General features: G+C 58.6%; 13 protein-coding genes. 7 read left to right on the plus strand and 6 right to left on the minus strand.

What is annotated here, in order from left to right; genetic code table 11:
- Positions 1–18 precede the first annotated feature (18 nt).
- Positions 19–486, plus strand: a complete 468-nt coding sequence (locus tag AC2TC0_RS14880) for a RidA family protein (protein ID WP_484718273.1) — start codon at positions 19–21, stop codon at positions 484–486.
- 2 nt (positions 487–488) lie between these two features.
- Here the strand turns inward: AC2TC0_RS14880 and AC2TC0_RS14885 are convergent, their stop codons facing one another.
- On the minus strand, positions 489–1418 hold the full coding sequence (locus tag AC2TC0_RS14885) for a LysR substrate-binding domain-containing protein (RefSeq protein ID WP_484718274.1): 930 nt from the start codon (positions 1416–1418) through the stop codon (positions 489–491).
- Positions 1419–1510: 92 nt separating this feature from the next.
- On the opposite strand from AC2TC0_RS14885, the gene AC2TC0_RS14890 reads away from it, so the two are divergent.
- Genes AC2TC0_RS14890 through AC2TC0_RS14910 form a run of 5 tightly spaced genes read left to right on the plus strand, consistent with a single transcriptional unit; the run spans position 1511 to position 6758 of the window.
- Entirely contained in the window at positions 1511–2713 is a 1203-nt protein-coding gene (locus AC2TC0_RS14890; protein WP_484718275.1) for a trans-sulfuration enzyme family protein, read from the plus strand.
- Positions 2710–3750, plus strand: coding sequence for a transporter substrate-binding domain-containing protein (locus AC2TC0_RS14895; protein ID WP_484718276.1), 1041 nt, complete (start codon positions 2710–2712; stop codon positions 3748–3750). Before AC2TC0_RS14890 ends, AC2TC0_RS14895 begins: the two co-directional genes overlap by 4 nt.
- Positions 3751–3781: 31 nt before the next feature.
- On the plus strand, positions 3782–4909 hold the full coding sequence (locus AC2TC0_RS14900) for an ABC transporter permease subunit (protein ID WP_484718277.1): 1128 nt from the start codon (positions 3782–3784) through the stop codon (positions 4907–4909).
- Positions 4910–4911: 2 nt separating this feature from the next.
- Positions 4912–5979 (plus strand): amino acid ABC transporter permease, encoded by a 1068-nt coding sequence (locus tag AC2TC0_RS14905; RefSeq protein ID WP_484718278.1) that lies wholly within the window; start codon positions 4912–4914, stop codon positions 5977–5979.
- Positions 5976–6758 carry an amino acid ABC transporter ATP-binding protein gene (locus tag AC2TC0_RS14910; RefSeq protein ID WP_484718279.1) on the plus strand — a complete coding sequence of 261 codons (783 nt, stop codon included), beginning with the start codon at positions 5976–5978 and terminating at the stop codon, positions 6756–6758. The genes AC2TC0_RS14905 and AC2TC0_RS14910 overlap by 4 nt, the downstream gene beginning before the upstream one ends.
- Before the next feature lie 108 nt (positions 6759–6866).
- Here AC2TC0_RS14910 and AC2TC0_RS14915 read toward each other — a convergent pair whose 3' ends face one another.
- Together AC2TC0_RS14915 and AC2TC0_RS14920 are read right to left on the minus strand one after the other, a co-directional pair.
- Positions 6867–8201 carry an MFS transporter gene (locus AC2TC0_RS14915; RefSeq protein WP_484718280.1) on the minus strand — a complete coding sequence of 445 codons (1335 nt, stop codon included), beginning with the start codon at positions 8199–8201 and terminating at the stop codon, positions 6867–6869.
- 7 nt (positions 8202–8208) lie between these two features.
- Positions 8209–8817, minus strand: coding sequence for a transmembrane anchor protein (locus tag AC2TC0_RS14920; protein ID WP_484718281.1), 609 nt, complete (start codon positions 8815–8817; stop codon positions 8209–8211).
- A gap of 485 nt (positions 8818–9302) precedes the next feature.
- Between AC2TC0_RS14920 and AC2TC0_RS14925 the strand changes: the two genes are divergently transcribed.
- The gene (locus AC2TC0_RS14925) at positions 9303–9836 is read left to right on the plus strand and encodes a DUF411 domain-containing protein (RefSeq protein WP_484718282.1); all 534 of its coding nucleotides are present in this window, start codon (positions 9303–9305) and stop codon (positions 9834–9836) included.
- A gap of 319 nt (positions 9837–10155) precedes the next feature.
- Here AC2TC0_RS14925 and AC2TC0_RS14930 read toward each other — a convergent pair whose 3' ends face one another.
- The 3 genes from AC2TC0_RS14930 to AC2TC0_RS14940 form a co-directional block, all read right to left on the minus strand.
- Positions 10156–12438 (minus strand): TonB-dependent receptor family protein, encoded by a 2283-nt coding sequence (locus tag AC2TC0_RS14930; protein WP_484718283.1) that lies wholly within the window; start codon positions 12436–12438, stop codon positions 10156–10158.
- Between the two features lie 188 nt (positions 12439–12626).
- Complete coding sequence (locus AC2TC0_RS14935) at positions 12627–13253, minus strand: transmembrane anchor protein (protein ID WP_484718284.1); 627 nt, start codon at positions 13251–13253, stop codon at positions 12627–12629.
- Between the two features lie 24 nt (positions 13254–13277).
- Positions 13278–14000, minus strand: a complete 723-nt coding sequence (locus AC2TC0_RS14940; protein WP_484718285.1) for a HupE/UreJ family protein — start codon at positions 13998–14000, stop codon at positions 13278–13280.
- Positions 14001–14007 lie beyond the last annotated feature (7 nt).

Here is a 14007-nt window from a genome sequence, read left to right on the forward strand (position 1 = left end):
AATCAAAGAAGTAACAAGGTGACAGGTTCGATTGAACAACGTCTAGCAGCACTAGGGATAAAGATGCCGAGTGTTGCCCCTGCGGTGGCCAATTACGTGCCCTTCACACGCAGAGGACCACTCATCACCGTTTCCGGCCAGCTGCCGCGGACGGATGATGGTTTGATCATTGGCACACTGGGAAATGGCACATCGATCGACCGCGGTGTCGCAGCAGCACAGCAATGCGCGGTTTCGATCCTCGCGATCCTCAATGAGGCCATTGAAGGTGATCTGGACCGTCTGGAGGGCTGTGTGCAGTTGTCCGGTTTCGTCCAGTCTGCACCCGGCTTCACTGAGCATTCCACGGTCGTTAATGGCGCCTCGGATCTTATTGCGACTATCCTCGGGGAGCGCGGACGCCACGCCCGCGCTGCGGTGGGCGTTTCCAGCCTCCCGTTTGGCGTGGCCGTCGAGGTGAGCGCGCAATTCATGCTGCACGCTTAGGTTCAGTCGATGACGGACCCGAAGCGGGTTTCGCATGCGCGTTGAAGATTGTCGCGTTCGACCATCAGAGTGCCAAGCAAGTCTTCAAGCAATCGCGACCTTCCACGGTGCGGCGGCAATATCATCAGTGCCCGAAAGGCGATCGCGGGTTCAAACGGCCTGGCGATCAACCCTTGGGTTTCGAATTGGCTCGCAACAAATGAGACTGCGTTGGTGAGGCCGACTCCAGCACCTTCCGCCACCAATTGGCAGACGGTAGCGCCAAATTGCGTTTCGACAACAACCTTAGGTTGTGCTCCAACCAGGCGCAGGGCTGCGTCGAGCTGCCTGCGCGCGGTATCGTCTGGCGAAAGCGAAACGAGCGGCACGCCGTCCAGATCGGCTGGAGTGATCGTTTCGAGCTTTGCCAGCGGGTGATCGTTCGGCATGACACAGATGCCCCGGGTTGTCAGGAACGGCTCCGTTACAACATTGGTGATGTCGATTTCATCCGCGCACAATCCGACGTCGTAGGTGCCGCTAGCGACGAGATTTCGCACCATGCTCGAATTGGCGATTTCGAAGGTTACGGTCACACCTGGATTTCGGTCAATAAACAGCTTGATCACACGCGGGATCAACGAAAGCCCGAGCGCGGCCGACGTGGCTATCCGAAGCGAACCGGTTCCGACCGAACGGATTCGCGCCACAGCCTGCTTTAGACGATCCAACCCGACATATGTGTCGACAATCTCCTGATAGAAGATTTCAGCTTCCGCTGTGGGGATAAGGCGTGGACCTTGACGTTCAAACAGCTTGAGCCGGGTCACATCCTCCAGTCGTTTTAGGGAACGGCTGATTGCCGGCTGCGACACTCCCAGCAGCTCGGCTCCGCGGGTGGTCGAACCAGTTCGCATCACCGCATTGAAGGCTTCGATCAGGCTAAGGTTCATACTGAACTATAACAAGAACGCATAATGATGCGCAATAGAGGGATTTGAAATGAGCAAAGTGACCGCATAGCGTGCTTGGCGAGGAGACGGGAATGAAGGACGACACAAAATGCCTGAAAGTGGGCATGCCTGAAGGAAAATTCTCAAGCTTGTCAGTGCCCGTCCACCGCGCGTCGACAATCGTGTTCGATAGCGTCGCAGCCTATCAGGCGCGAAGGTCGCAGCTATATGACGGATATTCCTACGGATTGTACGGAACGCCCACTAGCCGTGCCCTCGAAAAGGCGATCGCCAATATTGAGGGTGCCGATCGTGCGATGGTTGTGTCCTCGGGCTTTGCAGCCATCACGCTTGTTACGTTGGCGCTATCACGAGCCGGCTCTCGCGTGCTTTTTTCTGACAATGTTTATGAAACCGTTCGTCCCTTCGCCGACAATCTGCTGTCACGTTATGGCGTGACGCCGGTATACTATGACCCCCAGATTGGAGAGCGAGTATCTGAGTACCTGGACAAAGACATCTCCTTGGTTTGGCTGGAATCGCCCGGTTCGATGACGCTGGAGGTACAGGATATCCCGGGCATCGCCGCCGCATGCAGGAAACGTGGTATCCCTACAGCGGCCGATAACACCTATGCCACGCCGCTGCGTTGCAAGCCGCTCGATCTCGGTGTCGACATCTCGGTCTGTGCGGTGTCGAAGTATATCTCCGGTCATTCGGATCTGGTGATGGGGTCGATCGCGTTGCGCGACGAGACGACGTTCCGGTTGCTCAAAGATCACGCGCGGATGCTTGGACAAGGTGTATCTGCCGACGAAGCCAGTCTCGCTCTGCGCGGCCTCGAAACGATGGCAGTGCGATTAGACAGAATCGAACGCACAACTCTCTCGCTGCTCGATTTCGTGATTGCCCAGCCCGGCGTGCGCGAGGTGCGTCATCCGGCTCTAGTCCATAATCCGGGGCATACCGAATGGTTGCGTGACTTTTCCGGCTCCACTGGCCTGATCACGCTTTTTCTCGAACCGTGGACCCGTCCGCATCTGGCGCAGGCGATCGAGGCGATGGATCAATTTGCAATCGGCGCCAGCTGGGGCGGAACCAAGAGTGTTGTCGCGGTGCTCGATGCCGTACCTCTTCGGACAGCCACACCGGTTCCACATGATGGTCCGCTGGTTCGGTTTAGCATCGGTCTGGAGCACCCGGACGACCTTATCGCCAGCCTGTCGAAAGGCTTCGACATTCTTGCTTCAGCGCAGCCAGCCATTGCCGCTGCCAATTCGATCGGGGGGAAATGATGATCGCCAGTAATGTTAGATCGGCTGCTATTGCACTGCTTCTTGCATCGAGCCTTGCCGGCTGCTCGACCGATGGGGGCAAGCCAGAGAGCCTCGTCGACAAGATCAAGGAACGCGGCACGCTCAATTGTTCGGGAAGCCAGGGGGTGCCCGGCCTTTCCCGACCGGATGAAAAAGGTGTGTGGCGCGGATTTGACAGCGATGTCTGCCGGGCCATGGCGGCAGCGATTCTCGGCGATGCCCAAAAGGTGAAGTTTGTTCCGCTCAATGCCGCGCAGCGCCTCCCGGCTGTGCAAACGGGCGAAATCGACGTCCTGTCGCGCACCTCGACCCTTACCTTCTCACGCGACATGGCGATCCGCTTTGTGGCCAATACCCTTTACGACGGCGATGTGATCATCTCTCGAAAGTCCGATGGGATTGATACGCCGACCAAACTTGATGGCCGGACCGTCTGCATGCAGGGTGGCGGCAGTCTCGTAGAGGGAGCACTTGACGAGCTCGAGGAAACCAACAACGTCAAGATGAAGCGAGTTTATTTCGACTCCACTATCACCGCGCGCGACACTTACTTTGCGGGCCGCTGCGATGCCTATGTCACTGACGGCCTCGCCGCCCAGAGCCAGATCGCAACCGTGGCGCCGAATCCAAGCGAACACAGCATGATGCGGGCTGGTACTGCGGTCGAACCCAACGGCGTCGCAATCCAGCGCGGCGATGATCGCATGTTTGATGTGGCGCGCTGGACTGTCAATGTGCTGATCTGGGCAGAGCATAACGGTATCACGCAAGCCAACGTCGATGAGGTCGCCAAAACGGGTGACAGCGCCATTCGCCGGGTTCTCGGGAGCGATCCCAGCTTCGGGCGCTCCATGGGGCTGGAGCCGGATTGGGCTTACCAAGTCATCAAGCAAGTCGGTAACTACGGCGAGATATGGGATCGCAACTTAGGCGAAGCAACACCAATCAAGGCAGACCGGGGCTATAACAAGCTCTACACTGACGGTGGCCTGATGTTCCCGTTGCCTTGGGAATGACGTGGTCAACCGGCTTGACTGGAGCCCGAGCATGACCCGTGCTACGCGCAATCTGATTTACCAAGCCATAGCGCTCTGTCTTGTTTTGGGGACGTTGGCGCTGGTAAGCGCGACCACGATTGCCAACCTTGAAAACAGAGGTATCACCCTAGGCCTCACTTTCTTGTGGGACCGGGCAGGCTTTACGCTGTCCGAAACCTGGCTGCCCTACAATCCAGAAGACAGCAACATTTACGCGCTTGTTGTCGGGGTTGGCAACACACTGGTCGCGTCGATGTTGGTGGCTGTGCTTTCCACCATATTGGGTGGAGCCCTTGGCATTCTTCGGATCAGCGAGAACCCTTTGTCGGTCGGCTTTGCGCGCAGCTGGGTCGAGTTCTCGCGCAATTCGCCGCCAATCCTGCTGCTGCTGTTTCTGTACAACCTGCTAGGTCAGGTCCTCCCAGTCAATTCCGCTGTCAGCCTCGGCGGAGGCACTTATCTTTCGCTTCGCGGCATTGCGATTCCGATACTCGATCTAGGCGGGCAAGGCATATGGCTTTTCTTCGCTCTGCTCGGCGGTCTTGGCGGCTTTGTTCTTGCCGGTCATCTCGCAGGTGAACGGCAAAAGCGCACTGGGACCAGACCCCCATGGCAAGCGATCACCGGTATATCGATCGCCGCTCTCATCATCATTCTGGCAGCGGTGCTAAGCTCCGGCCTCCAATTGGCTATGCCGGAAGCCGATGGCCCAGATATCGTCGGCGGCTTTGTGGTGAGCCCGGAATTCTTCACTCTCATCGTCGGTCTGACAATTTACACATCGGGATTTGTCGCAGAAATTGTGCGCACCGGTTTGCAGTCAATCACGCGCGGCCAGTGGGAGGCCGCGTACGCGCTAGGCCTGACGCGCGGCCAAGCCCTGCGGCTCGTCATTATCCCGCAGATGTTTCGCGTCATCATCCCGCCGATGAACAGCCAATACGTGAACATCGTCAAGAACTCGACGCTCGTGATTGCGATCGGTTATGCAGATTTCATGGTAACTGCAGGGACGATGATCAACCGAACCAGCAAAGCTATCGAAGGAACGGTAATAATTATCCTGGTCTATCTGGCGATCAACCTCTCCATTTCTTGGGTAATGAACCAGATCAATCGTTCGTTCGAGAAAGTGTGACTATGCTCGCAGCAGCAACCTCCGGCAGAGGACGCGGCGTCAGACTTTGGCGCAGCCTGTTTGGCAGCCCGCTCAATCTTGGTCTGACAATAGCCTTTACCTTACTAATGGCGGCAACCCTGCCATTCATTGCGCGATGGGCCATCATCAATGCCGCCTTCTTCCCGGCGGTTCCAGAAACGTGCGAGACGGCGGCCGGTGCGTGCTGGAGCTTCATTATAGCCAAGAACAGCCAGATCCTGTTCGGCATCTATCCCTATGACGAACGCTGGCGCCCGCTCATCGTGTGTTTGCTTCTGCTCGGCTTGCTCATCCATTCGGTACGGCCTTCCGCCTGGTATCCCTCGCTGGCTGCATGTTGGGTCGCGGCACTTGCAGGCTGCTGGGTCCTGCTTGGAGGCGGTGTGTTCGGCCTCGCTGAGGTGACCTCGGACAAATGGGGCGGGTTGCCGGTCACCCTCATTCTCACAGTCGTCGCAATCGGGCTCGGCTTCCCGAGCGGGATCCTGCTGGCCTTGGCGCGGCGATCGGACCTTCCTGTGATTCGGTTACTGGCAACTATGTTTATCGAGATGACGCGAGCGCTGCCGCTTCTGAGCATTCTTTTTGTTGCCTCAATTATGTTGCCGCTGCTGGTCCCAGAAGCGTTCTTGCCAGACAAGTTTTGGCGCGCTTTGATCGCACTCGTCTTGTTTGCCTCTGCCTACATGGCCGAGGTGGTAAGAGGGGGGCTTCAGGCACTCCCGCGTGGACAGTATGAGGCTGCGGACGCAATTGGCCTCGGCTATTGGCAAAGCCGCATCTTCGTTATCCTGCCGCAAGCGATTTCGCTGGTCATCCCGGCGCTCACCAACACAGTTATCGTGATGATCAAGAACACCAGCCTCGTTCTGGTCGTCGGACTGTTCGATCTGATAAGTTCAGGTAAGGCAGCACTGGCCGACCCTGACTGGCGCTCGCCATCGGTCGAAGTCTATCTCTTTATCGCGGGCATCTATTTTGTTCTCTGCTTCGGTTTCAGTCGCTTTTCCGACAGTCTCGAACGCCGATCCAAGGGGTCTGCCCAATGATTAATGACACTGTCCACGCTTCTCCACCTCAGCATCACACCGGTGCTGCGCCGGCGATCGTCATGAGAGGGGTTTGCAAGAGTTACGGGGACTTCGCGGCCCTGCGAAGCGTTGATCTGGAAGTCGCCCGCGGCGAGCGTATCGTGATCTGCGGGCCATCGGGCTCGGGCAAGTCCACCCTCATCCGATGCATAAACCACCTGGAGCAGCATGATGCCGGACAGGTTATCGTAAATGATGTGGAGGTCGGTCCAGAGCTCAAGCAGCTCCAGGCGATCCGCGCGCAGGTCGGAATGGTATTCCAAAGTTTCAATCTCTTCCCGCATCTCTCTATTCTGGAAAATTGTATCCTTGGACCGACATGGGTGCGGAAATTGCCGCGCGCCGAAGCGGAAGCGAAGGCAATGGCGCTGCTGGAACGGGTTAAAATTCCTGATCAGGCCAACAAGCGGCCGGGCCAATTATCCGGTGGCCAGCAGCAGCGCGTCGCTATTGCGCGGGCCCTATGCATGGAACCCAGCGTCATGCTGTTTGATGAACCAACTTCGGCACTTGATCCCGAAATGGTCAAAGAAGTTCTCGATGTCATGCTCGAACTTGCTGGGGATGGCATGACCATGATCGTCGTGACCCATGAAATGGGGTTTGCGCGTCAGGCCGCCGACCGGGTGATCTTCATGGATCAAGGTGAGATCATCGAAGAGGCGCCTCCGCAGACCTTTTTCTCAAACCCTCAGCAGGAAAGGGCGAAGCTTTTCCTGAGTCAGATTCTCAGTTAGGCTAGGTAGCCTTGCAACGGCGGCGATGTAGTATCCTCGTGATCTGCCCCGAAGTTGAAACTGTCAGCACATCCCTTACGGTCTCCCGCAGAATGCATGGTTGTGACCTTAACGGATTCGCCAACCCGGATGAAGATCGTCAATGACGTACGTGTGACGAGCTTCCCCCTCGGTATGGTCTTCCAAGAGATGAGGGTGGTCGGGAGGCAGGTCGTCATGAGTGTGACTGACCGCTGCCGGATCTCCCGATGGCCAGATCAATATGGAAATCCCCAAGCCGAATGCCGCCAGTGCAGCGCAAACCGCAAACGCCGCGCCGAAGCCCACCAGCGCTCCAACCTGTCCGGCAAGCGGATAGGCGATTAGCCAGCATACGTGACTCAGTGCAAATTGCGCGGCGAACAACGCCGGTCGGTCCTCACTAGCAGAAGATCGTCGCAGCAACCTGCCGCCGGGTGTGACCGTGGCGGAATAGCCGATGCCGAGCAAAACCCACCCGGCCAACATCAAGCCCCAAAAGGCTGGCCGCCCATGCGCGCCCCATGATGCTGCCAACGCCCCCAACACAGTGACCAGCACCATCGCGCCGGCCAGCATCACCCCGCGATCGGAGATCCGGTCAAGCAAACGCGGCAAGATCAGCGCGCTGAGCATGGATCCGCCGCCAAACGCCGCCAGCATCAATGCCACTTCGCGCTGACCGAGGCCGAGGGCAGCTTGCACCAGCACGGGCGTATTGACGATTACCATCGCACTGGCAGCGGCTGCAGCCAGAGTGATTGCCAGCAATCCGCGCAATCGCGGTGTCTTGAGATAGATGCGGATACCGCGCGTGGTCTTGTCGTATATCCCTCCGCTTGGCGGCGCAGCAGTTGAACGCGGCAGGACGACGGACAGAACTAACAGCGCAGAAATGGCAAAGCCGATCGACGTTCCGCCAAACAGCCAGTGAAAGTTGATCACCGTCAGCAAAACGGCAGCAAGGATCGGGCTGAGCAGGCTCTCCAGATCATAGGCCATCCGTGATAGCGAGAGGGCGCTTGTATAGTCCTTCTCGTCGGGAAGGATGTCGGGAATGGTCGCCTGAAAGGTCGGGGTGAAGCCTGCCGATGCGGCTTGCAGAACGAAGATCAGCACATAGATTTGCCAGATCTGGTCAACAAACGGCAAGGCCAGCGCCGCCAGCCCGCGTACGACATCCATCGCTACCAGAAACCCTCGCCGGGGCAGGCGTGATGCAAAGGCACCCACCACCGGCGCGACGCCGATGTAAGCGACCATCTTGATCGCCATCGCCGTGCCCAGCACAGCGCCGCTATCCGCGCCCGCAATGTCGAAGGCCAACAGCCCCAGCGCCACTGTTGCCAGCCCGGTGCCAATGAGCGCAATCACCTGCGCCAGAAACAGGTGCCGATAGGTGCGGTTGGCCAAGACTGTCAGCATGGTGGGCTCACACGACCCGCTTCAATTCGCAGAAGGCACCATCGACCCGCAAGGTAACGGTCACGGTTCCAGCGGAACGATTGCGCCAGAACCAACCGTGCTTGCCATCAAAGGCGGCGACGAGTTCACCCTGGTGGCCGGTCGTTTGCTGACCCTTTTCATAGCCATGATAGGAAATCCCCGGCGCATCAGCATGGGTATCGAAATTGACATGGCCGCCATCGACTGACCAGTTGAAGGCAATGCGGGCATCTTTCTGCATGACCGCCTTGATTTCTGCCCGTTCGCCCGGTGCCAGCGTGACCTGAATGGTATTGGATCCGGCGAGCGCCGGAGTATTGGCCTGTACTGCCCGCAGCGTTGCAGCGGCCGCTACACTAGCTGAGGCGATAGCACCTGCGTCAATCGCAGCTTCTGGGGCTAGCTGCGCCTTGATCTCACCCATCTGGGTGAGCCCAAGCGCGCGGCCCGCGCCAGTGGGATCAATCGCATATTCGGACGGCAGCACCACAGTGATGAGGATGAATCCAGCGGTGACGATGGAGAAAGCGGTTGCCTTCAACAGTTGGCTGGTGGTCGGCAGGTCAGAAAGTTGCGGGCGCTGTGAATTGAACATTCGACGGCTCCTTGAATTGATGAACCAACGATAAGCGGTGCAGACAGCCTAACTTCAATCCTCCCGTCCCCTTCTCGCCATCCCCTTCCCCTCCCATCAAACCCATCACAGGCGGCCACGCGAACCATTTCGCTGCACGACGCCGAACGTGCACAGATAGCTACATAGATCGGATTGAGCATGGCCGAAGCGCATAGGACCGTTGTGCGGTGTTCAGCTGCTACTGGTTAAATGCCGCCATGCCCTTCAAGAATTTAGATTTCAAACGCTCTAGTCCGCGAGACGCAAGTGCATCAACCTTTTAATCTGATATCAAAGTATGAGCATGAAAACCAATTATGTGGCTGGTATATTTGCGCTGGCTACGTCTACGGCCACTTCCGCAGCGGAGCCAGCAACCGCTTTTGAGAAACCGAGTTGCTGTTATAGTGAGGACGATCTGGCTAAAATGGCCTGTTGCAGCGATTCGGCCGAAATTGCGTCAGATGATCCTGCCGATCGGGAAATGGATGCTAAGAAGAAAAGATAGGCCAAAAGGCGCATTGGTGGCTAGAAACCGCTTGTGCGCTCTCATAGCGAAAGATTTTGCAATGCGAAATATTATTCTTGCTCTGGCACTTGCAGGGACCCCTGTGATGGCATCCGCTTCGGCAGTCATCCACCGCGACCCCGGGTGCGGCTGCTGCATGAAATGGGCATCACAGGTAACGGAAGCACTTGGTCGACCCATAAAGGTAGTGGATGATCCGAACCGTGCTGTTCTGCAAAAGAGGCTGGGCATATCGCCAATGCTTTGGTCCTGTCATACCGCCATCATCGACGGTATAGCCTTTGAGGGACATGTGCCGGTCGAGGATATGAAACGACTGCTTGTGGCCAAGACCAAGGGCGTGGCTGGTCTCGCGGTCGGCGGGATGCCGCTCGGCTCGCCGGGGATGGAAGTGCCGGGCCAAAACGCCCAGCCTTTTGTCGTGTATTCCTTCGGCCCTGCCGGTCAGAAAGTCTACGCGCGGCACTGATCGACAACTGCGCATAAGTCTGCATGGAAGGCTCTTTTATGGAACCCAAAGCCTATTCAGCTCGTCGACAGGAATTGATTATCAACCTATACAGCCGGTTTTCGGTTTGAATATTGCCGACAGCGCCACCGTGAAAGTGAGCGCCGCAAGGGAGGAAACGGCGATCACGGGGAAGCCTGCTGCGCCTAAAGCCATTACGTACACAGCTCGAAAAGCGGAGGTCATACGCGTCTTCTTGCCGTGTGAGACGTTGCTATACGCGTCCCGCACCTAAAGCAGTGCAGCGGCGACCCACCCACAATTTCTTGGTATGCGGCGATCAATACCGCAGGGTCAGGCCGACTTGGATGGTGAAAGGCTGGCCCGGCAGGACGCCACGCGCTCGGTCAACTACATACAGCCGGTTGAATAAGTTGCGCGCGGTGGTGAACACCTGCCATCTCCCCCCCGGAGGACCATAGGATGCGGCAACATTGACCTGCGTCCAGCCCTCGATCAGCCCGCGCTGGCCATCGGGCGTGACCGGGATCAGGTTCACGTCATCGGCAAAGATCGATGACTGGCTGACCATTTCCACCTGCCCCGTGAAACCCTTGTGCTCAACCCCGACAGCCCCGGATACGAGCCACTCGGGCGAATAGGGCAGGCGGTTGCCATCGACGTTGCGCGCGACCCCGCAAGGCACCGCGCCCGATCCAGCGGCGACCAGTGTGCCGGTGGTCGCGCCATCGAAGCAAGGGGCGGTGGCGATGCGGGTGCTGTTGTACTGCGCATCGGCGACCCAGGTTACGGCAAGCCGTGCAAACACATCGGTGTCGCTGCCCGTCCACCCCGCATTGCGCGACGAACCATTGAGCGCTAGTTCGCCGCCCCGATGAATCGTCCGCCCGGCCGAAGTCAGCGTCGTGCCGATCCCGCCCGCGACGGACTGCGCCACGATTTGGTTTTCGAAATCCATGATGAAGGCGGTCGCATCGGCACTGATCCCGCGTACGATTTCGCCGCGCAGGCCGATTTCGTAGTTCCAACTCAATTCGGGATCGAGGTCGACCGATCCGCCCGCCGCAGTGATGATGTCCTCGACCCGCGGCGGGGCAAAGCCGCGATGCACCCCGCCATACAAGGTGATGGCGTCGCTAACGGCGAATGTTGCGCCCACGCCGGGCAGCACCTTGTCAAGGCCGCTGCTGCCGCCGGTCGGCGTGGTGACCGCGCCGCTCGGGCGCCCGCCCACGAGCAGGTCGATGGGCAGATTGCGGCGCGTGAAATCGATGAACTCCGCGCGCACGCCAGGGGTCAGCGACAATCGGCCCAGCTCAAAGCGCGACTGAATGAAGGCGGAAAAGGCGGTGGTATCGCGCTCATTGTTCTCGCGCACACCGGCGCTGACCCCGGTGCCGGGGGTGCGCGCGTCGGGGGTGTCGCCGTTCCACTGCCGACGAGCCTGGCGTTCTTCGTGGTAACGCACGCCGATTTCGGTCTCACCGCCGAAGCCGAGCAGGGCGTGATCGATCCTGAGGCGCGATTCGACCCCGTAAGTATCGTAGTCGCGCAAGCGCCCTTCATTTCCGCAGGTGCTGTTGAGGTTGGCCAGACCGCCGCACGCCGGATCGCTCGCGTCATTGGGGCGCTGGCCGCTGTTCGAGGACTGCCGCCACCAGTCGCGTGTGAAATAGTGGTAATAGCCGGTGGTGCGCAGCGTCAAGTTTTCAGCAAGATCCCAGCGGTGGGCCACGGTCGCGTTCAACCGTTCGGTCTGGAAGTCATCATTAGCAAAGATGTTGCCGCGCGGGTCGGCGGCGAATTCGGCGCGAGTAAGGCCGGAATAGGTGACCTGGCTATCTTCGCGAAAACGCGACAGCTTGATGGTTAACCCATGGCTTTCGCCCAGCTCCCACGCGCCCTTGAGGAAGATGTCGGTGAAGCGCAGCGCTTGATTGTCGCGATTGCCTGCGGTTTCATTGCGGTTGATATGGAGAACCACCCCGCCGCCGAGCAGCCGCCCGCCGATCATGCCGTCCAGCATCAGCATGTCGCGGTTGCCCGCAGCAATCGTGCCATTAGCGACTAGACTATCGGGCACTTCCGGGGTGATGTAGTTGACCACCCCGCCGATGGTCTGCGGGCCGAAGCGCACTTGTGCAGCGCCTTTAAGCACCTCGACCCCGGTGAACCGCTGGATCGGCGGGTGATAATAGGCGGCGTTGTCGCCATAAGGCGCATAGCCGAGCGGTATACCGTCTTCCAGCAGCAGCACCTTGGTCGAGCGAATCGGGCTGAGACCGCGAATGCCAATGTTGGCGCGCATCCCGGCGCCTTCCTCATCACGCGCGAAGACGCCGGGCACCATGCGCAGCGCATCATTGACGTTGAGGACGCGGCTGCGACGCAAATCCTCCTCGGTCACCTTACCGAAAGAGCCGGCGATGGCGTCAGCATCCTCGGCTTCGCCCACAACCACGATTTCGGTTGCCGGTTGGGCCGTGCCTGGCATTGCCGTTACGGCGACGGTCCCGCCATTTTCGATTGTTTCGGCGTAAGCGGGAAAAGCAGTCGTCGAGCAACTGACGAAGAGGGCAATGCGGGTCAGCGGAAGCATCATGACAGACCTTTCTCAGAAGATGCATTCTCGCTAATGCAACTGACTATCAAATGCAATGGTAGAACGCGGTTCAAGGACTCCTACCACAACGGCCCCGATCTTGGCTCAAAGCATCTTGTTGGGAGTTTTCCGTCAAAGCACGTCACAATTGCGGCAATGACATGGTAATGAAAACAATACGGATGGGCTCAGACCACTCGAAGCAATTCGCTGAATGCACCGTCGACGCGCAGGGTGACGGTCACGGTCCCTTGCGAACGATTGCGCCAGAACCAGCCGTGCTTACCATCAAACGCAGCGACCAACTCACCCTGTTGACCAGTCGATTGCTGACCCTTTTCATAGCCATGATAGGCGATCCCCGGAGCATCCGCATGGGTATCGAAATTGACATGGCCGCCAGCAACGGACCACTTGAAAGCAATGCGGGCGCCTTTCTGCATTGCCGCCTTGATCTCTGCCCCCTCGCCCGGCGCCAGTGTAACCTGCATGGTTTCGGACCGCGCTGCGGCAGTGGGCGCGTCCGATGCCGTCAATGGACCCGCACCCTGCGCAGCCGGGAGGGCAGGAGAAGCTGTCGCTGAGGCAGCGGCAGCAGCGTCGTCCGCCGCCTCTCGGGCCAACTGCGCCTTGATCTCACCCATCTGGGTCAGGCCGAGCGTGCGGCCCACGCCAGTGGGGTCGATTGCATATTCGGACGGCAGCACGATGGTGGTCAGAATGACGCCAGCGGTGATGATGGCAAAGCCACTTGCCTTCAGCAGTTGGCCGGTTGTGGGTAGGTCTTCAAGACGCGGACGTTGGGAATTGAACATGAGAGGGCTCCTCGACAATAGGGATCAGCTGGACGCGAAACCGGCCACTTGGTAGCCGACCAGCACGAAGCCGGCAGTCATCAGCAGGGTGTTAGCGGCAAAGGCATGGCGCATGAAGCTGGCGGTGCGGCGCCAATATCCCATCACAATCAGGATCGCGCCAAGCGCCAGCAACTGGCCAATCTCGACCCCGACATTGAACGCGATCAGATTGGGGATGAGGCCATCTTGCGCAATTTCAAACTCGATGATCTTGGTGGCAAGGCCAAACCCGTGGAAAAACCCGAACACCAGGGTCGCAGCCTGCGTGTTGGGCTGAACACCGAACCAGCGCTGGTAGGCACCGAGGTTGTCGAGCGCCTTGTAGACCACCGACAGACCGATAATCGCGTCGATCAGATAGGCGTTGGCGCTGATCCCGGTCAGCACGCCAAATAGCAGCGTGGTGGAGTGGCCGATCGCGAACAGGGTCACATAAATACCGACGTCCTTCATCCGATAAAGGAAGAAAATCACCCCAAACAGGAACAGCAGGTGATCGTACCCGGTGACCATGTGCTTGGCCCCGAGATACAAGAACGGAAAGAACAACACCCCGCTGCTTTCCTGGATATAGCCTTTGTCCCCTTCGGCGACATTGTGGGCATAGGCATCCACCGACACGAGCAGCAGCGTGGCTAGGGCCACAAAGGAAAGTATGATCCAGCGTCGCAAGGCTGGAGAGGTTGGCAATAATTGAGCGATCATGACGCGT

The organism is Sphingopyxis sp. sgz302558 (genome assembly GCF_057220455.1).

Coding starts and splice junctions, on each gene's coding strand:
- AC2TC0_RS14885 (WP_484718274.1), bottom strand. CDS start 1,418: ATGAACCTTAGCCTGATCGAAGCCTTCAATGCGGTGATGCGAACTGGT.
- AC2TC0_RS14890 (WP_484718275.1), top strand. CDS start 1,511: ATGAAGGACGACACAAAATGCCTGAAAGTGGGCATGCCTGAAGGAAAA.
- AC2TC0_RS14895 (WP_484718276.1), top strand. CDS start 2,710: ATGATGATCGCCAGTAATGTTAGATCGGCTGCTATTGCACTGCTTCTT.
- AC2TC0_RS14900 (WP_484718277.1), top strand. CDS start 3,782: ATGACCCGTGCTACGCGCAATCTGATTTACCAAGCCATAGCGCTCTGT.
- AC2TC0_RS14905 (WP_484718278.1), top strand. CDS start 4,912: ATGCTCGCAGCAGCAACCTCCGGCAGAGGACGCGGCGTCAGACTTTGG.
- AC2TC0_RS14910 (WP_484718279.1), top strand. CDS start 5,976: ATGATTAATGACACTGTCCACGCTTCTCCACCTCAGCATCACACCGGT.
- AC2TC0_RS14915 (WP_484718280.1), bottom strand. CDS start 8,201: ATGCTGACAGTCTTGGCCAACCGCACCTATCGGCACCTGTTTCTGGCG.
- AC2TC0_RS14920 (WP_484718281.1), bottom strand. CDS start 8,817: ATGTTCAATTCACAGCGCCCGCAACTTTCTGACCTGCCGACCACCAGC.
- AC2TC0_RS14925 (WP_484718282.1), top strand. CDS start 9,303: ATGATCCTGCCGATCGGGAAATGGATGCTAAGAAGAAAAGATAGGCCA.
- AC2TC0_RS14930 (WP_484718283.1), bottom strand. CDS start 12,438: ATGATGCTTCCGCTGACCCGCATTGCCCTCTTCGTCAGTTGCTCGACG.
- AC2TC0_RS14935 (WP_484718284.1), bottom strand. CDS start 13,253: ATGTTCAATTCCCAACGTCCGCGTCTTGAAGACCTACCCACAACCGGC.
- AC2TC0_RS14940 (WP_484718285.1), bottom strand. CDS start 14,000: ATGATCGCTCAATTATTGCCAACCTCTCCAGCCTTGCGACGCTGGATC.